18 protein-coding genes, 4 tRNA genes and 1 pseudogene are annotated in these 18,864 nt (G+C 42.2%); 11 read left to right on the top strand and 12 right to left on the bottom strand.

The features are described from left to right. The first annotated feature begins 20 nt into the window (after window positions 1–20). From FTU03_RS09105 to FTU03_RS09090, 4 genes are all read left to right on the top strand, one after another. The gene (locus tag FTU03_RS09105; protein ID WP_004786823.1) at window positions 21–1,097 is read left to right on the top strand and encodes a PhoH family protein; all 1,077 of its coding nucleotides are present in this window, start codon (window positions 21–23) and stop codon (window positions 1,095–1,097) included. Window positions 1,098–1,131: 34 nt separating this feature from the next. Next, window positions 1,132–1,614 (top strand): rRNA maturation RNase YbeY, encoded by a 483-nt coding sequence (ybeY, locus tag FTU03_RS09100; RefSeq protein ID WP_179992785.1) that lies wholly within the window; start codon window positions 1,132–1,134, stop codon window positions 1,612–1,614. 92 nt (window positions 1,615–1,706) lie between these two features. After that, a complete protein-coding gene (locus FTU03_RS09095; RefSeq protein WP_166135597.1) occupies window positions 1,707–2,006 on the top strand; it encodes an antibiotic biosynthesis monooxygenase in 300 nt (99 codons plus the stop codon). A 158-nt stretch (window positions 2,007–2,164) separates the two neighbouring features. Next, entirely contained in the window at window positions 2,165–2,566 is a 402-nt protein-coding gene (locus FTU03_RS09090) for a hypothetical protein (RefSeq protein ID WP_104425710.1), read from the top strand. Here FTU03_RS09090 and FTU03_RS09085 read toward each other — a convergent pair. After that, window positions 2,563–3,420 carry an energy transducer TonB gene (locus tag FTU03_RS09085; RefSeq protein WP_171065445.1) on the bottom strand — a complete coding sequence of 286 codons (858 nt, stop codon included), beginning with the start codon at window positions 3,418–3,420 and terminating at the stop codon, window positions 2,563–2,565. The genes FTU03_RS09090 and FTU03_RS09085 overlap by 4 nt on opposite strands. 261 nt (window positions 3,421–3,681) lie before the next feature. On the opposite strand from FTU03_RS09085, the gene FTU03_RS09080 reads away from it, so the two are divergent. The 3 genes from FTU03_RS09080 to FTU03_RS09070 all read left to right on the top strand — a co-directional run bounded on the left by FTU03_RS09080 (window position 3,682) and on the right by FTU03_RS09070 (window position 5,901). Then, entirely contained in the window at window positions 3,682–4,368 is a 687-nt protein-coding gene (locus FTU03_RS09080) for a hypothetical protein (protein ID WP_179992784.1), read from the top strand. 207 nt (window positions 4,369–4,575) lie between these two features. Then, a complete protein-coding gene (locus FTU03_RS09075; protein ID WP_373683638.1) occupies window positions 4,576–5,235 on the top strand; it encodes a DUF3108 domain-containing protein in 660 nt (219 codons plus the stop codon). 90 nt (window positions 5,236–5,325) lie between these two features. Further along, window positions 5,326–5,901 (top strand): xanthine phosphoribosyltransferase, encoded by a 576-nt coding sequence (locus FTU03_RS09070; RefSeq protein WP_004786836.1) that lies wholly within the window; start codon window positions 5,326–5,328, stop codon window positions 5,899–5,901. A 282-nt stretch (window positions 5,902–6,183) separates the two neighbouring features. Here the strand turns inward: FTU03_RS09070 and FTU03_RS09065 are convergent, their stop codons facing one another. Then, window positions 6,184–6,858, bottom strand: coding sequence for a hypothetical protein (locus tag FTU03_RS09065; RefSeq protein WP_179992783.1), 675 nt, complete (start codon window positions 6,856–6,858; stop codon window positions 6,184–6,186). Window positions 6,859–6,944: 86 nt separating this feature from the next. Beyond that, window positions 6,945–8,054 (bottom strand): annotated as a pseudogene (locus FTU03_RS09060) (CsgG/HfaB family protein); the annotation flags it as partial. A 190-nt stretch (window positions 8,055–8,244) separates the two neighbouring features. Here FTU03_RS09060 and FTU03_RS09055 point away from each other — a divergent pair. After that, window positions 8,245–8,688: a hypothetical protein gene (locus FTU03_RS09055; RefSeq protein ID WP_179992782.1), complete on the top strand. Its 444-nt coding sequence runs from the start codon at window positions 8,245–8,247 to the stop codon at window positions 8,686–8,688. A gap of 51 nt (window positions 8,689–8,739) precedes the next feature. On the opposite strand, the gene wrbA is transcribed toward FTU03_RS09055, so the two are convergent. Continuing rightward, a complete protein-coding gene (gene wrbA, locus FTU03_RS09050; RefSeq protein ID WP_166135591.1) occupies window positions 8,740–9,336 on the bottom strand; it encodes an NAD(P)H:quinone oxidoreductase in 597 nt (198 codons plus the stop codon). A 113-nt stretch (window positions 9,337–9,449) separates the two neighbouring features. Between wrbA and FTU03_RS09045 the strand changes: the two genes are divergently transcribed. After that, window positions 9,450–10,697 (top strand): YihY family inner membrane protein, encoded by a 1,248-nt coding sequence (locus tag FTU03_RS09045; protein WP_004786848.1) that lies wholly within the window; start codon window positions 9,450–9,452, stop codon window positions 10,695–10,697. Between the two features lie 127 nt (window positions 10,698–10,824). Here FTU03_RS09045 and FTU03_RS09040 read toward each other — a convergent pair whose 3' ends face one another. The 3 genes from FTU03_RS09040 to FTU03_RS09030 all read right to left on the bottom strand — a co-directional run bounded on the left by FTU03_RS09040 (window position 10,825) and on the right by FTU03_RS09030 (window position 13,188). Then, window positions 10,825–11,763 (bottom strand): DMT family transporter, encoded by a 939-nt coding sequence (locus FTU03_RS09040; RefSeq protein WP_179992781.1) that lies wholly within the window; start codon window positions 11,761–11,763, stop codon window positions 10,825–10,827. A gap of 259 nt (window positions 11,764–12,022) precedes the next feature. Beyond that, the gene (locus FTU03_RS09035; RefSeq protein WP_179992780.1) at window positions 12,023–12,664 is read right to left on the bottom strand and encodes a fumarylacetoacetate hydrolase family protein; all 642 of its coding nucleotides are present in this window, start codon (window positions 12,662–12,664) and stop codon (window positions 12,023–12,025) included. A 26-nt stretch (window positions 12,665–12,690) separates the two neighbouring features. After that, window positions 12,691–13,188 (bottom strand): YcxB family protein, encoded by a 498-nt coding sequence (locus FTU03_RS09030; protein WP_125279712.1) that lies wholly within the window; start codon window positions 13,186–13,188, stop codon window positions 12,691–12,693. 160 nt (window positions 13,189–13,348) lie between these two features. On the opposite strand from FTU03_RS09030, the gene FTU03_RS09025 reads away from it, so the two are divergent. Further along, entirely contained in the window at window positions 13,349–14,650 is a 1,302-nt protein-coding gene (locus FTU03_RS09025; RefSeq protein ID WP_179992779.1) for an SRPBCC family protein, read from the top strand. A 101-nt stretch (window positions 14,651–14,751) separates the two neighbouring features. Here the strand turns inward: FTU03_RS09025 and FTU03_RS09020 are convergent. The 5 genes from FTU03_RS09020 to FTU03_RS09000 form a co-directional block, all read right to left on the bottom strand. Further along, window positions 14,752–14,828 (bottom strand) — tRNA-Arg (locus FTU03_RS09020). Window positions 14,829–15,060: 232 nt separating this feature from the next. After that, window positions 15,061–15,666 carry a dihydrofolate reductase family protein gene (locus tag FTU03_RS09015; RefSeq protein WP_179992778.1) on the bottom strand — a complete coding sequence of 202 codons (606 nt, stop codon included), beginning with the start codon at window positions 15,664–15,666 and terminating at the stop codon, window positions 15,061–15,063. 117 nt (window positions 15,667–15,783) lie between these two features. Beyond that, window positions 15,784–15,860: transfer RNA gene (locus FTU03_RS09010), tRNA-Arg, on the bottom strand. A 49-nt stretch (window positions 15,861–15,909) separates the two neighbouring features. Continuing rightward, a tRNA-Arg gene (locus tag FTU03_RS09005) sits at window positions 15,910–15,986 on the bottom strand. A 13-nt stretch (window positions 15,987–15,999) separates the two neighbouring features. Beyond that, window positions 16,000–16,089, bottom strand: a tRNA-Ser gene (locus FTU03_RS09000). Between the two features lie 260 nt (window positions 16,090–16,349). On the opposite strand from FTU03_RS09000, the gene rnr reads away from it, so the two are divergent. Further along, a complete protein-coding gene (gene rnr / locus FTU03_RS08995) occupies window positions 16,350–18,797 on the top strand; it encodes a ribonuclease R (RefSeq protein WP_179992777.1) in 2,448 nt (815 codons plus the stop codon). Window positions 18,798–18,864: the final 67 nt, after the last annotated feature.

Genomic DNA, 18,864 nt, shown 5'->3' with positions numbered 1-18,864 from the left:
CACTTCTAAAAGGAACACTCTTGACTGCAACGATTCGACGTACAGTAGCTTTTCCTGGAATTTCGATGGACCGTTTACAAGCCGTCTTAGGTGCCTATAACGGTCATTTGAAACAAATTGAACAACGTTTAGACGTCAAAATTTCCCACCGAGGTGAAAGTTTCTTTATCGATGGTGGAATCGATGCCGTTGAGAGAGCCGAAATGCTCTTGCAACGTCTTCATGAAGAATCTGAACACAGCCAGCAGATCAGTGCAGATACTTTGCATATGATGATTCAAGGTAGCCAGACCGATCGTGAACTCCAGGAGAACCTGGAAGAACAGGAACATACCGGTCTGGACAATGTCTGGCTGCAGACGCGTAAAGGCCGGATCAATCCTCGCGGTGCCAACCAGAAACGTTATGTACAGCGTATTCTGCAAAGTGATATTTCCTTTGGTATTGGCCCTGCGGGTACCGGTAAAACCTATCTCGCCGTTGCAGCTGCTGTAGATATGCTGGAGCGTAATGAAATCCAGCGTATCTTACTGGTTCGTCCTGCGGTTGAAGCGGGTGAAAAACTTGGCTTCCTGCCGGGGGATTTAACCCAGAAGATCGATCCGTATTTGCGTCCCCTTTATGATGCCCTGTATGAAATGCTTGGTTTCGAAAAAGTGGCCAAGCTGATCGAACGTCAGATTATTGAAGTTGCACCGCTCGCCTATATGCGTGGTCGTACCCTGAATCATTCTTTCGTAATTCTGGATGAAGCCCAGAACACCACACCTGAACAGATGAAGATGTTCCTGACCCGTTTAGGTTTTGGTTCACGTGCAGTGATTACCGGTGACGTGACTCAGGTGGACTTACCACGTGGTCAGCAGTCTGGTCTGGCACATGCCTTACGTGTGATTGATAAAATCCCTGAAATTCATATTACCCGTTTCCATTCTCGTGACGTCGTGCGCCACCAGCTGGTTCAGAAAATTGTTGAAGCCTACGAAGGCTGGGACAGTGAACAGCAGCGTTTAAGCGCTGAGGCTCGTGCCGAGCGTAAAGCCCGTCAGGAAGCCTTGATCGCTGAGAATGATGCTGCGGCTGATGCACAGCATTAATGCTGCATTGTTATTTAATTTTTAAGGATTCACGTTGAAACTTAGTCTCTCCCTGCAACAGGACTTTCAGTCACCAGAACTGGTACTGAAACGTGCCTATATTAAAAAAGTTGTAGAAACCACTTTGCGCCATATCGGTACCCAAAGTGATTGTGAAATTGGCATTGCTTGTGTCGATAATGATGAAAGTCATAAACTTAATCTGGAATATCGCGGCAAGGGTAAACCGACCAATGTCCTATCTTTTCCAAGCGAACTTCCAGATGAAATGGCACAGGTTCTGGATGCTTTCCCGATCGGTGATTTGGTGATTTGTATTCCAGTAGTGCTGCGTGAAGCTGCTGAACAGGCCAAAGCTCCACTGCTCCATTTCACCCATATGCTGGTACATGGCACTTTGCATCTGATGGGTTATGACCATGAAACTTCGGAGGAAGATGCTGAAGAAATGGAAGGCATTGAGATCGAGATTCTGGACAAACTGGGTATTGCTAATCCTTATCTGGAAAGAGATTAAAATTCAATAATTAAAAAGCGGGCTAAGGCTCGCTTTTTTTATTTTATTCACTTCATAATAAGCTCAATTTAAGAAATAAAATAAAAACCTCCATGCAATATGTCGTGATTTTCAAAGCGCAAATTAAAGAATTAGATCAGTGTTATTTTGAAACAGCCCAGCGAATGAGAGAAAGAGCCCTTTCACAATTTCATTGCCAGTATTTTGAAGCTTTAACCGAAGGTACTCAGGAAATTGCGCTTTCTTACTGGAACAGTCTTCATGATATTCGCGCCTGGCATGAAGATGCTGAACATCAGGCCGCTCAAGAGCTAGGAAAATATAGCTGGTATACATATTTCAGCGTGGAAGTCTGTGAAGTTTTACGGCGCTATGATGCACAGTTAAATTAAATACTCATAGATCCTTATTTATTTTTTTCTTGATCTGTTCTTAGATACAGAGTTTTAAAAAAATATCTGCTTACGCATTCATGATTTCTTCCAGAAATACATAAGCACATAATGAACTTTAACAAAGAACTGTGCTTCAAAAATTTTAGGAGAACGTAATGAAAAGATTGTTCTCGACTGCATTACTTATTTTCTCTCCCTGGCTGTGTTCATCACTTTATGCCCACTCAATTCCCATGTGCCCAAAAATCAAATTTCAACAGAACCAAAGCTCATGGGCAGGCCATTATTATTTAAATGGAGTTATGGAATTAGGTTCGGAGTTGCTGTTACAAGCAGATGGTACCTTTAAATGGTATCTGGCCTATGGCGCTCTGGATCAATTTGCTGAAGGAACATGGTGGCAAAATAAAGAATGTATTGGCTTAAAAGCAGATCCAAAGTACCAGGACTTAATGATATTTCCCAAATATCTAGCCATAGATGAAAATCATTTAAATGTGGTTTGGGATGATGGAACTCAGCAAGGTAGTTATATACAGGCGAAGCGCCCAGATTAACGCACCTCAAATTCTGCTTCAGCCGGATCAAAGCGCCAGGTTCGAATAATTCGTAACTCGGAAATATCCGACATCTTGGCATCAAATGCTCCGAACGGTGCTGCCTTGCGTACTGAAGATTTTGCAGCTTCATCTAGCAAGCTATGCCCTGAACTGTCAATTAAACGAATTGCACGAATTCCGCCGTTCTGGTTCAAGATCACCATCAAGCGCACCTCTCCTGCCAGATTCTGCTGTTTGGCCGCGTCTGGATAATAGCGGTTACCATAGAACTCTACTTTTTGACGGAATTTTTCCAGATAAGCCGCAGAGACATCCTGTTTAGACTGGATACCATCTACGGTTTTAATTTTTTGCTGACGACTGAAGTTTTGTTGTCGTTGCAGATATTGGGCTTCAAGACTGGCTACCATAGCGGCTTTGGCCTGAAACTGACTTTGTAACTGTTCCTGCATTTTTTTGCGCTGATTTTCTTCCGCCTGTTTTTGCCAGCTTAAAGTCGTCATCAGTACTTTTTCTTCAAAGCTTAATTCACGCTGCTGTTGCAACATGTCCGGACTTTCTTGCTGCTCTTCTCCGGTCTTTTGCTCCATCAACGGTGCAGGCATATCGCTCGACATACGATGTGCTTCACGAAATTTACCTGAACCTTGCTGATCAGTTTGAGCCAAAAAATCTGCATGCTCAATTTTTTCATCAGTTTGACGAATACTGACTGCAATTTCTTTGGTCATGCTTTCCTGATCTTGTGGCATACCAAATTCCAGCGTGAGAAAAATCACGTGCAAAATAACAGCTGCAAATACGGCGCTATTAAAAATTGGATCTTTCCACCAGGCTTTGACCAGAGGCATTAATATCATGGTTGATCTCATCGCTACGAACCCAGACTTGAGTCCATCCCCCAAACAGCATTTTTAAAATTAAAAAATAAACGGCTTTGCATTTTTCTTTTAAAAATGCCAAACCCATCAAATCTTCAACGTTACATAACTAAAACCCTAAAAATGGTGCTATTTATTTTGCTAAACTGCAAGCTGAAACTCTTGTATTTTTTATACAATTCGACAAGATACACTTCGAATTAAAACATATAGTTGCCAGGACGCTTAAAGATGCAAACGCTAATTTCCAATATTTCTAATAAAATTCGCCAGGCATATCAAAAGGCGGAAGGATTTATTGAGGATGAACGCGAATTTCCTTTGTCTCAAGTTTTCCTGAATGCGACATTTCAACGTTTTGTCACTGACAATGTTTCCATGCTGAAAGATCTGCATGCCGATCTGCATGATGACTGGTTACGACTCTATGCCACGCTGGACTATAAAGGTCTGAACGTGACCTTATCGGTTGATTTAAAACTGGTGCAAATGGAGCTGAATAAGAATACGCAGCTCATTGTATTTGAACAGATCAGTGATACCCAGTTGATTGAAGCCAAATACCCAAATGTCTTTTATAAACTGGGGGTACGATTCGCCCTGTTTTTCTATCAGCGCGTGCTGAATAAGGACCCTCTTGGCATGATTCTGGAAAAACTGGGCGTCATTAAAGTAAAAGATGATTTATTGCATCTGGATTTAAACCGCTGGTTAGGTAAAAACCGCTCGGTGATTGAGACGCTTGGTAAGGTTCATGTGAACCATGCAGTACTTCGTGAAGCTGAGCTCGTCGTAATTGGTAATGTGAATCTTGCAGCCCTGTTCAGAAAGCTTTCTCAGGAAAAAGAAGAGACATGGGACGAAGACGACATGGATGACAATAAAGTCACACCGATCAAACAGAAAGAACCGACTTAAACTGTGTGTAATTCAATACCTAAACAAACACACCAGTAACTACATGAAATATACATTTTTATTGAAAATCTCCCTTCATTTTCCACATTTTGACCAAATAATAAAAAGTGGAAAGTGATCAATTTTATCTGAAATTACACAGGACAATTCTTTATGGCGAAAACTGTATTCAAAACTTTAGGGGTGACTGCAGGCTTGACTACCGCAATGGTACTTACTGGTTTATCCACCCAGACCTTCGCCATGGCGCCTTTCCAAGCCAATTATCAGTTTAGCTACAATGGAAAAAATATGGGTTCTGCTACCCGTACCTTGAGCAAATCTGGTAATAACTGGACCTATGTTTTTGCAGCCAAAGCAGGTGGCGTTGCTTCAGCGACTGAAACCAGCCGTTTTACTTTCAATAATGGCAAGATTGGTTCAAGCAGTTTCAGCCGTACCAGCAAGATTCTGGTGCATAGCAACACCATGAGTATTAACTTTAATCCTTCTAGCAAAACGATCAGTACCAAGAAAGATGATGAAAAACGTTCTTTTGCCTGGAGAGCAGATGTACTGGATGAGCTAAATGCTGAATTGCAGATTCGTGAAGACCTGAAAAATGGTGGTTTAAAATCGAATTACTACATTGCTGATGCCAAAGAAGTGGAAGGCCGTAAATTCGTCAAACAAGGTACAGAAACGGTGAGCACCAAATATGGTTCATTTAGTACCATTAAAGTAGTGATTAAACACAACAAACCAGGCCGTGAAACTACTTTCTGGTTAGCACCGAAACTGGACTACTTACCAGTCAAAGTATCGCATGTCGACAAGAAAACCTCTTACGGTTTATTGCTGACCAGCTATAACGGTAAAACGAACTAAGGTTTTTTGGTGAATTTCGCTTGATTTTTTTTGGGTGCTTTTTACAATACGCTTTTGCTTTAAAAAGCACCTGCTCTTGAGGATTCTCCCGTGCACGCACTAGAACAGAAAATCTTAGCCGAAGGTATCGTTCTATCTGAAGAAGTTTTGAAAGTTGATTCTTTCTTAAATCACCAAATTGATCCAATCATGATGCAGCAAATTGGTCAGGAATTTGCGCGTCTGTTTAAAGATGCTGGTATTACCAAAATTATTACCATTGAAGCGTCCGGTATTGCGCCTGCAGTCATGGCAGGCTTAGAGCTTGGTGTTCCAGTGATTTTTGCACGCAAATACCAGTCTCTCACTTTAAAAGATGATTTATACCGTTCTAAAGTATTTTCATTTACCAAACAGACTGAAAGCACGATTGCCATTTCAAATAAACACATTAGTTCATCTGACAAGGTTTTAGTGATTGATGACTTCCTGGCAAATGGTCAGGCAGCACTGGGTCTTGCTGACTTGATTCATCAGGCGAATGCTGAAGTGGTCGGGATCGGGATTGTGATTGAAAAATCATTCCAGCCAGGCCGTGACTTGTTACTTGAAAAAGGTTACCGCGTTGAATCATTAGCGCGTGTGAAATCTTTGGCAAATGGTACTGTCGAATTTGTTCGAGATTAAATTTACAAATGAATATTTTAAAGGGTGCTTCGGCACTCTTTTTTATTGGATTTTTTTAATTTCTGTTAGCTAGGAATAACTAAAACATAGCTATAAAACTATCTATTTTCGACTGCACGTAAATAATTGTACTCCGACTTTTTCTTATGAAATTTTTAAACAGCTAAAGCTTCAAGAATTTATTATCCGACAAATAACAACAATTTAAGCTGATATTATTATAAGATAAGAGGCCTAACTATCTGCCAATAGTTAGGCCCTTGGTTTATTTTCAACAATAAACTATTTGACAGTCACAGTAATACTACCGCTGTTGACAGCACCAATGGCGGTAGTTGTGATGCTGTTGTTAACAGCAGTTTGAGTTCCTTCTGCAATTGCACTTACAGATGCATCAATGGTACCTGCATTGTAAGCAATATTTGCTGCACTATAATTACTTAAAGTTTCATTGATTTGCTCACTGTAGTTGGTCGCCAGTGTAGTACTCACTACTTCTGAGATGTCTGAACTATCAGCAACCTCTGAGAGCTCTTCTACAGTTTCTGAGTTATTAGTTGCACTGGTAACTTCACTGAAGTCATAGTTATATGTCTCATCTGATACGTCTGATATCACGCTATTAAAGCTGCCTTGCTCTAGTGTAATACTACCTGTATTCGCGGCGCCAATTGCTGTAGTTTCAATCGTACCTTCAATTGAACTAATTGCATCCTGTGCTTCTCTTGATACCTCTCCTAATGCTTGTAAATCGACGCTGGCATCAACATCACCTGTATTTACTGCAAGATTCAAGGCAGAACCATTTTCCACCTGCTGAGAGATCGACTCCAGGGTCGCTTGTAAACCAGTATCTACGGTTACTTCAGTTGGTGTTTCATCATCTTGAGCATATGCCATACCTGCACCAGACAGGAAAGTGACGGATAAAGCGATTGTTTTGATCGTGTTTTTCATCGTTGTTTTTCCTTTTTTAGCTTTGAAATACTTCTCGCTCAGTATTTCTTTCTCATAATGGGAGCGAGCCCATTTTTACTGGTCAATTAATCACGCTGAGAACTTGACCAGTAATTTTCTATAACTTCAGGATTGGCATCCCACAACATGGATACTTTCTCCTCTTCTTTTTCTTTAGAATTCATTTCTTGCGAATCTTTTTTGTTCTTTATTACACCTGAAGAAGACGAAGCTTTTTTCTTACTGATATATTTAATTAAATCTTGTTTACTCATTTCAGGATCTGCTTCAGGATTCTGAATCACTTCGGATTCTTTGTTTTTAGGTGGCTTCGTATCCTTACTCGGTGAATTGGTCGATTTATTTTTTTCATTGGATGAAGAAGATTCTGTTGCAGCTGACTCCTGAACAGCAGTACTGGACGCTATACTATTTTGCTCCTGACTTTTTTTGTACTTATGCAAAGCCACAGAACTTCGTGTCAGATTGAGCTGACCATATTCAGGTGGTATTTGTGCACGACAACCTGCAAAGACTGGAGGTGGGACAACCTGACTGAGTAATTCAAAAGTGGCCAGATTCAACATTTGCCGTAAAGCAAAATTAGTCGCCTCACGTTCTCCTTTACCGATTTGAACATTTAACAAGGTACGTCCAGTAAACCGCCCGGCACTGACACCATAATCCTGTGCAGCAATCTGCTTTTGCAGCGATACATTCGCAACGACTTTACTCGTACGTGTATCGGTAAGAGATAAATCCAGACCAACCATAATACGGGTTTGACTGTAGTTCGGGCCAACACCCGCAATCTGCATATCAAATCCACCCCCCGGAATAAAATCCAGACTGTTAATACTGCCAGTCACATAATAATCAGAGGCCTGAATCTGTCTTGGATCCCGAATCCCCCACTTGGCTTCACTTTCAATAATTCGGGGATCACGTCGGTTCATTAAGTTGACTCCCGCCTGAAATAAAGCAGACTGCACCATATCTCCAGCGCCTTGAGTGACCATTTTCCCACTACCTCCATTGGTCACCACATCTTTACCGGTTTGATCCAGAATCGCACCCACAGAGAAGCTGACATCATTACGTAATTGCCCTTTTAAACAGGATAAAGCCATATCAAAAGGGGTAAAAATATCGGTAATAGGAGGTCCTTGTACCAGTTTCACCGGTTTCTTAGTGGAAAATGCATGTATTTACAACTCAGCTAAACTTCTCTGAATAAAATTCCACTAGAATCAAATTGGTATGAAATGTTCCTGACTTCAATATTCAGAACCTACATACTGTTGAGCCGGATGTGCTGAATAATTACTTGTCTAAGTAAGGTTCCATATCACACATTTGCTTAAAATGAATAAATACTAATCGCTGATGGAAAATCCTATGCAATGTCCTAAATGTGGTTCAACGGAAATTGAGCTACGCGATCACGAAAAGAATCTGAAAAAAATTGGTGGTATTTTAATGACCTCAGCTGGTGCCACTGCCGGTACAGTAGGTGGTGCAGCCTCTGGTGCTTCAATTGGTGCTGCCATTGGAACAGTCGCAGGTCCTTTAGGGGTAATTGTAGGCGGCACAGTTGGAACCTTCGTAGGCGCAATCAGCGTAGGCATTACTGGTGGCGTGGTCGGAAACTTCTTAGGTAAAAAAGCAGGTGTTTCTGTAGATCGCAATCTGTTTCTGGATTATCAGTGTCTGAATTGCAAACATAGATTCAGTCAAAAAGATCAAAAAGATCAAAAAGATCAAAAAGATCAAAAAGATCAAAAAGATCAAAAAGATCAAAAAGATCAAAAAGATCAAAAAGAAGATTAATAAAATCAAGGAAATGAAGCTGATTCTTCATTTCCTTTTTTAATTAATTTCTTAAGCCTGATAGAGTTTTAAAGCAACTTCGGCCAGACGTTTACCCTGTACTTCACACAAAATTTTCTCATCCTGGCTTAAGCCTTGGTCATGTCGTGGGCCACTAACATGACTTGCGCCATAAGGCGTGCCACCACTTTTAGTATTAGACAAAGCTGGTGTCGCATTGCTTAATCCCATGATCATCATGCCATGATGAAACAATGGCGGTAGCATCGTCAGTAAAGTACTTTCCTGTCCGCCATGCATTGAGCCTGACGCGGTAAAAACACAGGCTGGCTTACCATGCAAAGCACCATTCAGCCATAAGCTGGTGGTCTGATCCCAGAAGTATTTCATTTCTGAAGCCATATTCCCAAAGCGGGTGGGTGAACCTAATGCCAAAGCAGCACACTGGGCAAGATCATCTAAAGTACAGTAGATATCACCTTCTGCCGGAATACTCGGCTCTGCTTCTTTCACTACGGTCGCAATATTTGGAACAGTACGAATTTTTACAGCCATTCCTGCTGCTTCAACACCATTCGCAATCAGATGCGCCATTTCTTTGGTTGAGCCATATTTGCTGTAATATAAAACAAGGACATAAGGTTGCATAAAGTTCTTATTCATTACTTAAAAAAATAAAACTATACGGTATTTCGCAACTTTTTTGGGTAAGCTGAAGAATGAAAATTCATGATGAATAAAAAAATTGAGATTGAAAGCGCATGATCGTTGAATATTTAAAGAAGTTACCTTTTTATGAAAAACACTGGTTTCAATTTATTTTATTTGTACTACGGCGTTTCGAGGCTGACCGATGTCGTGAGCAGGCTGGTTCACTGACCTATACTACCCTGTTTGCTGTAGTTCCGATGCTGACCGTGTTTCTGGTCATTATCTCTTCAATCAGAGCATTGGAACCGGCACGACAACAGCTCCAACAGCTGATCTATAGTAACTTTTTACCTAAAACAACGATCGCTTTCGATAAAGCCCTCAATGCCTTCACGGAGAAGTCCAGCAATTTAACTATTATCGGTATTCTTTTCTTATTTATCACAACAGTACTGATGCTCAGTAGTATCGAAACGGTCTTTAACCGGATCTGGCGTGTGACTGAAACCCGCGGTGGCATTATCGGTTTTATGCGTTACTGGACCATAATTTCACTTGGTCCAATTTTGCTGGGCAGCGCCTTTGTGATTTCTTCTACTTTGGCCTCCATGAATATTCTCAGTAATAACTTTGCCGGTTATGAACTGGATGGTGCCTTTATTCTCTGGGGAATATCTTTTTCTCTGACCGTGCTTGGCTTTTTTATTCTGAACTGGACTATTCCCAATCGGAGTGTACCGCTCAAATCAGCTTTTATTGCCGGTCTGTTTAGTGCCATCGTCTTCGAACTTCTGAAAAACCTGTTCGGCTTTTTGATGTCAAACTTTACCAGTTATGAAATTGTTTACGGAGCTTTCGCAGCTGTCCCTATTTTCCTGCTCTGGATTTATCTGTCCTGGATTATTGTATTGCTGGGCGTGGAAATCAGCTATGCCCTGACTGCATTCGAATCTGGACAGGACAATAAGCGCCATCCAATCGTCATGTTGCTGGATCTATTAGAACTGTTTTATAAAAAGCAGAAAACTGGTGAAAGTGTCAGTGAAGCCCAGGCACTAGAAGTTTTGGGACGGGATGAAATTGGACGCTGGCCTAGCTATGTCAGCATGTTTGAAAAACAGAATCTGATTAAACGTACAGATGACAATGAATATGTGCTGGTACGCGATCTGGATCAGGTCAGCTTCTGGAATTTTTATCTACAGCTTCCTTATCCATTGCCGCGCAAACAGCATCTGACTGATGTGCATACTGATGATCTCTGGATGCAAAAGTTCTCACCTAAACTGAATGAAACTGATCAGTTTCTGGAAGAAAAGCTCAGTTTTCCATTATCAGAACTGTTCCGCAGTAAATAAATTCAATCCTCTCTTTTGAGAGGATTTTTTTAAATGAATTGGATCAATTGTCAGCAGATAATCATCCTTGCTGTCATTAAAGCTATAATCCAAAAACTAAGTGTCGTTATTTTCATTGACCGGATTTTTATATAGAGGTTTGAGTCTTGATCTGAGGCACAGGCTTGTTTAACCATCCCTGTAAACTCACCAGAATCACGCCCAGCATCACCATACAGGTCCCAACAATGAAATTGATCTCGATATGCTCATTTAGAATTAACACGCCAAACAGCATGCCAAATACTGGTGTTAAAAAGGAAAATACCCCTAATCGTGAAGCCAGATAATGTTTTAGCATCCAGAACCAGATCAGATAACTGGCGAAGGAAATCACCACCGTATGAAAAATCAGGCTAGAAATAGACAAGGTCGTCCATTGGATACTGGCTTGCCCAGTCAAAAAGGACAAAGGCAACAATACCATGCCAGCGATCAGCAATTGATAGAATAAGGTTTGGGTTGCAGGCGCTTCAGCCAGCGAGCTCAAACGTACACTCACGGTCGTGGCTGCCCAGAACACGCCCGCCAGTAGCGCCAGAAAATCTCCCCATAAGGCATGAGATTGTAAAGCAGATCCTGTCTGCGGGCGCAGCAGGAAACTCACCACAATACCACTAAAGGCAAGAAAAATTCCTCCCCATTGCACATGAGACAAATGTTCCGCCGGCAGTTTCCAGTGCAAGCCCAAAGCCACAAAAATTGGTGCAGTATAGAGCAAGACAATGGTATGCGAAGCTGAGGTATAACGCAGCGCCTCACCCACCAGATAAAATTCAGCGGCAAACAGCACACCAACCAGTAAACCCGCAGATAAGTATCGTGCATTCCAAAGCTGACGGCGTACACTCTGCTGAATTAAAGGATAAACCATAAGTGCAGATAAGGCTGAACGTAATGCAATTTGCATCAGGGCAGAAATATCACTGGCCGCCCACTTCAGTACGACCTGCTGCAAACCCCACAACATACACAGTACAAACATGATGGCAGATGCTTTGACATCTAGTGCCTGACGATGATTCAAATATATTCCCGTTCTTGATTGGAGCCGCTACATACTAAAAATGTTAGAAGTAGAAGATATAACATCAAAATAGACATACGATGGGGGGATTCAGGCAATATTCGTGATGCGTAAAAAACGATTTAGACGCTATCCAATTTATATCTAGAAACTGAATGGCAACCGTGCCTGATCAGTCTGATAAATCATCCCTTGCTCATTACACTTTTCTAAACAAAATAAAGGAGCCCTTCGGCTCCTTGATCTCAAAAATCCGGTCTTACTTTACAAATGTCGTCCAAACATAATCCTGATTTTGGCCTTTTAGGGTCATTTTCAACTGATCACCCGATTGTAAGGCTGCCACTCCTGCTGGTGTACCGGTCATGACCACATCACCTGCTTCCAGTGTAAATACCTGACTAATGTCTGCCAATAAAGTTGCAATATCAAAAATCAATAAAGCTGTATCGCCTTTTTGACGCCGCTCATCATTGATCTCTAGCGTATAATGCACATCTTTCCAGTCAGTAATGACATCGGCTACCGGTATCCAGTCTGCAAGTACACAAGAACCGTCAAAAGCTTTGGCCCGTTCCCAAGGTTGACCTTTTTTCTTTAGGTCATCTTGTAGATCACGCAAGGTCAGATCCAGACCTAAAGTCACAGCACCAATTGCCTGCAAAACTTTGGCAGGATCATTTTCCTTGCTTAAGGTACGGTCAATACGCAAACTTAGTTCACACTCATAATGACAGTTACCCCAGTCCGGATTCCATTCAATACCAGCATCCAGTGCAGTCAAAGCACTCGGTGGCTTGATAAACAACACAGGACGATCAGGTACCGCATTTCCAAGCTCTTTGGCATGGTCAGCATAACTGCGACCGACACAAACAATTTTTGATGGGCGTGTACTCATGATCTCTTTCCTGTTCTTGATCTGTCTTATTTCTTGAAGGTATTTTCGAAAATGCTTTGCTCAGTACCATCTTTAAAGGCACGTTTTGGCACAATCACCACTGTACGGTTTTTCAGTTCCAGCATATAGGTCAGCTTGCCGATAGCAAAACTTTGTACTTCATTATAATGCACGACCTTGCTACGTCCGTTATTGAAAATTTCTGCATAGTCCTGAAACAGGTCAATGCCTTGTTCACTTTTTCCAAACTGATATTTTACAAACTGGCGCTTAAACATCATCGGCAGGAACCAGTAACGCATGATGCCCTGTAGAATCAGAAAGAAGGCACCCAAAGCCACATAATAACGACCAACCCCATTCAGGCCCATCGAAAAGCCCCAGATAATAATTCCGATGCTAACCAAAGGCGTCAGAAACCGTGAAATCTGTTTTTTGCCAAAAGTGGCCAGGGCAAATCCATCCTGAGATTCTTCTAGAGTGAGATAATAACGGGTGGATAAAGTCGGTGCTGACTCAGTCATAGCATTACATCAAAAATATAAAATCCTGATCCATACTATATCAAAATATGCTTAAAACTCATGGCTTATGCTATCAATTACATAACTTTGCTTTGGAAATAACTGAATTTAGTTTTAAATAAATCATCATTAAAACAAAAAACACACAATAGGACATTGGATGAAAGGATTGATCCCCTATTTGCTGATGAGTAGTACCTTATTTGCAATCTCACCAGCTTTCGCAAAAATAATGCTATGGACCCCTAATCTGCCAAGCAGTCTTGATGTATTTCAAGGCAATTCTCAGCAACTGGCTGAACTCACTGGCGAACGTATCCTGATTTATGCGCATCCTGCCAGCAAAACCCATCTACCGACTTTTAAAACGGCTTCTAGTAGCAAATCCCAGTTTTATAGTGCGGCTGTAGTCTTGCCTGCATCCGAAGCACAAGTCGAAAAATTACTGCAACATTATCCGAATTATGTCGGCCTGTTTCCGACCCTAAAATCCGCCAAGGTGATTGAACAGCAAGGTAGCATTCAACAAGTCAAATATCAGGTGCATATTCCTACCCCAATCCCGGTCTTAAACTTTAAAGAAACTGTGGTGATGCAGCATCATCTGGAAAATAACAGTATCAGCACACTAATTCTGGACGCGCCAATTCCCTATGGGGCCGGAAAGCTAGAATGGTTTGCACTGGGTTCCAATAAAACCTTAGTGACGGTGACGCAATGGGGCGATCTGAACCAGCCACAAGGTTTTCTGTTTAGCAAGATCCTGAATGCACTGCCGGAAGCCAAACTTGGTATTCCTGCCGGCACCAATGCCTTTCTGCTTGAAGCTTTACAACAGCGTTTTAAATCTCCTTCTGCCATAGCTTTAAATACGGCTGTGCCCCAACTCCAACTCAGCAATCAGCAAACCCAGAAAATTGCCCAGCTCAGTCAGAAATCAGGACAGCCCGTCAGTTTTATTTTGCCGAATTATCAGGTCAAGGCCGGTAAAGGTTCAGAAAATCTAAGATTCAGTACTACCTATCAATATTTCTCGCATCCAACTGAGAAGTTGCAGCCCTGGTTATCGGCTCAGGCCAGCCAAAAACTCTTTCCGCGACAAATCAAAAAAGTGGAACTGAACCCAGTCGATCCGCAAAGTATTGATGCCAACTACAAGGTATCAGTCGGCTTGGGCGTCATTCAGATTCCCTTTAATTTTAAAATGCGTTTTGAACAGCCAAATACCTTACAAAACCAGTTCTATGCCAATGGCGGAGATTTAAAATTTGTACGAGGTGGAATGAAGCTTTTGCCACAATCTCAGGGAACGCTATTCCAGATCACCAGTTCCATGAAAATTCATGATCAGGCGCCTTTTTTACTGAAAGCCATGCGCAGCCTTCCCTATCATGACATGTTGCCGGCAGTTGGTGGCAATACCGTCTATGCCTTAAAAGTACAGCAAAAATTAAAATCTTAAGTTTATTTCTAATTATTGGTTTTTTATATGAAAAATTAAAAAACTGAAGACGTAAAAAAACCGCATCAATGTGCGGTTTTTTCAGAATTCTTTATCAAGATTGGTGCGCTCAGAGAGATTCGAACTCCCGACCCCTTAGTTCGTAGCCAAGTGCTCTATCCAGCTGAGCTATGAGCGCGACGTCTTGATGGGGTGCATTATATAGAGTTTTCAGCACTTGTTAAGTGTTTTTTAATAAAATCACAACCGAACGTACAGTAATTAAACGATACTGCAATATTTCAGTTTTTTTAATGAAAATTCCTGCGGATTTAGAGTTAAAAACAATAACCCAGACTTGGCGAGATTTCAGGATTAGCTAAATTAATCTTTCAGTTACCTCATATTCATTTGCTCACAGCCTAATAGAGCTATTCCCCAACCAGACCAGTTTTAACCTTGCCTGCCCGCTGATAACAGCTCAATACCACGCCATTTGAAGTCACTTGATGATCTGTCAGTGCAAATGCTGCTGGCATAGAGTCTTCAGCAAATAGACGTTTTCCTTTGCCCAATATTATAGGAAAGGTCATTAAATAGAGTTCATCCACAAGATCATGTTTAAAAAGGGCCTGTGCCACTGCAGCACTGCCATACACTCGAATATTCCCCTCCCCTGAAGCCTTCAGGTTAATGATCTCATCAATACTTTTTAGAAAGATCGTATTTTGCCAGTCCGAGTGATCCAAACTGGTGGATAGCACATATTTATTCACTTCATTAATTCCTGGCCAGTCTTCAGCATGCTTCGGCCAGTAGGGTTCAAAAATCTGAAAGGTATTCTTACCAATCAGAATATCGGTAGACTGCATCCACTTTTGCATGATGCGATCAAATACTGAATCGGGTTCAGTACTAAAATACGGCGCCATCCAGCCACCATATTGAAAGCCACCAGATGTATCTTCTTCCGGGCCGCCGGGTGCCTGCATTACACCGTCTAGAGTCAGAAATTCCTGGACAATAATTTTTCTCATCACCATGCCCTTATTTTTATTGAGTTATCTAGGATTTATTTTTAGCATGTGATTCAGGCGGATTCTGTAAATTTTAGGCACAAAAAAACCGCAACATGTGCGGTTCATTGTTCAAGTTGGTGCGCTCAGAGAGATTCGAACTCCCGACCCCTTAGTTCGTAGCCAAGTGCTCTATCCAGCTGAGCTATGAGCGCGTAACTTGTGTCGTCTTTATTAGACTACGTTATTTTCCGATTTACTTATTGGTGCGCTCAGAGAGATTCGAACTCCCGACCCCTTAGTTCGTAGCCAAGTGCTCTATCCAGCTGAGCTATGAGCGCGACATAAGTAAAGTGGCGGTGAGAGAGGGATTCGAACCCTCGATACAGTTACCCGTATGCGTCCTTAGCAGGGACGTGGTTTCAGCCACTCACCCATCTCACCGTAACGTGCCGCCATAATACAAATTTCGGCATAGCACTGCAAGCACAGCTTGAAAAAAAACTGCATATTTTTGCTCGTTTAAATACTTTTTAAACAATTTCCCTGTTTTTAGTCATTTAAGTCCTGAAAAACCCGATAAATTTCCAGTTATCTAAAATTAGCCAAAAATCGAAAACTTAAACAGATTATTGCAATCATTTACGTGCAGTCTGCACTGACATGACTTATGCTAAACCTATCTCCAAGGACACTTTAAAGATATGATGAAAAATTGGGTCGATCCTGAAGCAAAAGCTGAAGCCGAACGTTATGACAACCCTATTCCAAGCCGTACCCTGATTCTCGAAACTATAGAAGAAAAAACTGCCCTGTCCCATGCTGACCTGGTGGAATATTTTGAAATTGCCGATCAAAAAAGTATTGATGCCCTGAGCCATCGTCTGATTGCGATGGTACGTGACGGGCAATTGATGAAAGACGGTTACAAGTTCCAGATCGCGGCGGAACAGCCTGAGCATGAAGCAACGGTGTATATCAACTCCAAGGGAAGCGGCACAGCCAATATTTCAGGTGAAGATGACCTGCTCTTACCTGAGCGTGAATTGCGTCAGGTCTTTAATGGTGACCGTGTTAAAGTCCGTCAGACCTCAGTAGATCGCAAAGGTAAAGCTTGGGGCTTTATTACCGAAGTCTTGCAGCATCGTGTCAAACAGATCATCGGGAAAGTGTCTGAATATGAAGGCGAATACTTTGTTCAGCCAGCCAATCCAAATGCACATCAGCCAATTACTCTAGAAAAAGAGCTGATCGAGCATGCCCAGGTCAAAGTCGGCGATTCAATCCGCGTGGCAATTGATACCTACCCAACCAAAGAAGAATTTGCGACTGGCCATATTGTGCAGTCGATGGCAGACAAAGCCGATACCGAAATCATCATTCCACAGACGATTCTGGAATATGGCCTGCCGTATGAATTTCCTGAAGAAGTGTTGAAAGAAGCGGAAAGTTTTAAAGAACCTTCTGCCAAAGACCGTGAAGGCCGTGTCGATCTACGTGATTTAGCGCTTGTCACCATTGACGGGGAAGATGCACGTGACTTTGATGATGCGGTCTATGCAGAAAAACGTCCGGGCGGTGGTTATCGTGTCGTCGTGGCGATTGCTGACGTGAGTCATTATGTACGTCCAGGCAAACCACTCGATGATGAAGCGCAAGAACGTGGGACATCCGTGTATTTCCCGCACTTTGTTTTACCAATGTTGCCTGAAGCACTCTCTAATGGCCTGTGTTCATTAAATCCGAATGTCGATCGCCTGTGCATGGTCTGTGACCTGAAACTGTCACGTGCTGGCCGAGTCACTGGGTATGAATTCTATCCTTCAGTCATGCATTCCAAGGCACGTCTGACCTATGATCAGGTCGCGAAGTATTTTGAAGGTGACAGTACAGCAATCACTGAAGATCGTAGTGTACGTAAATCACTAAATACCCTGTTCCAGTTGTATCAGATTCTAAAAGGCTTACGTGCTGAACGTAATGCGATGGAATTCGAAACCATTGAAACCTATATGACTTTCGATGAGCTGGGTGGTATTAATGAGATTCTGCCACGTACCCGCAATGACGCGCATAAGCTGATTGAAGAATGTATGTTGCTAGCCAACGTTGCAGCAGCTGAATATGCATTGAAAAATGAAATACCGATGCTATACCGGGTGCATCAACCCCCTGAGTTCTCACGTATCCAGAAAGTTCGTGATTTCGTGAAACTGCTGGGTCTGCCATTCCCGGAACAGCCAACCCAAGCTGACTATCAAGCGGTGATTGAAGCGACCAAAGACCGGATTGATGCGCCAAGTATTCATGCCGTGTTATTACGCTCCATGATGCAGGCCTATTACGGTGCCGACAATGCTGGTCACTTTGGTCTGGCTTATGAAGCGTATACACACTTCACTTCTCCAATTCGCCGTTACCCGGATCTGTTATTACATCGTGCTATCAAAGCTCATTTGAGTAAAAAGCCATATCCAATTTCAGGTGCATCTTTAGATGATGCCGGTGAGCATTTCTCAGCGACAGAACGCCGTGCTGATGAAGCCTCCCGCTCTGTAACGACCTGGCTGAAATGTCACTATATGCAGCAACATCTTGGTGAAGAGTTCGTCGGAATTATCAGTGCAACGGCTGAATTTGGTTTGTTTGTCACGCTGAAAGACCTCTATGTCGATGGTATGGTGCATGTTAGCCAGTTGGGCGATGACTTCTTTGTCTTTGATCAAAGCAGCCAGAGTCTGGTCGGCCAGAACCGTGGCCAGATCTTTGGTCTGGGTGATGAAGTCAAGATCAAGGTCGCTGGAGTCAATCTGGAAGAACGCAAAATTGACTTTGAATTGATCCAGCAACTGACTCATGCGGGTCGTCCAATTCGCGCCCGTGCTCCACGTGTCGCAGAAAAAAAACCTGCACCACGTCCGGAAGCAAAAGAGGAAGTCTTCAATAATCATGAGCGTGCGCAAAAAGCCCAGCCCAGTGATGATGGAGAACAGCCCATACGACGCAAAAAAGACAAATCCAAGCCCAGTTCCTACAGCAAAAAGCCTGCTAAAAAATCTGCAGGAAAGTCTGAAGCAAAGGCTAAAGATAAAGTAAAGAAAAAAGCCAAGATCAAAAAGAAAAAGTCGAATGCAAAAGCCAAGACTGAATAATTTCTGATGATCATAAAAAGAGCGCTACGGCGCTCTTTTTATTTTATAATTCAGTTAAATAACGACT

The organism is Acinetobacter sp. YH12046, from assembly GCF_013419905.1.
In the GTDB taxonomy this organism is placed as follows: domain Bacteria; phylum Pseudomonadota; class Gammaproteobacteria; order Pseudomonadales; family Moraxellaceae; genus Acinetobacter.
Note: the sequence above shows the minus strand (reverse complement) of the source record. Positions and strands in the feature narration are given on the sequence as shown.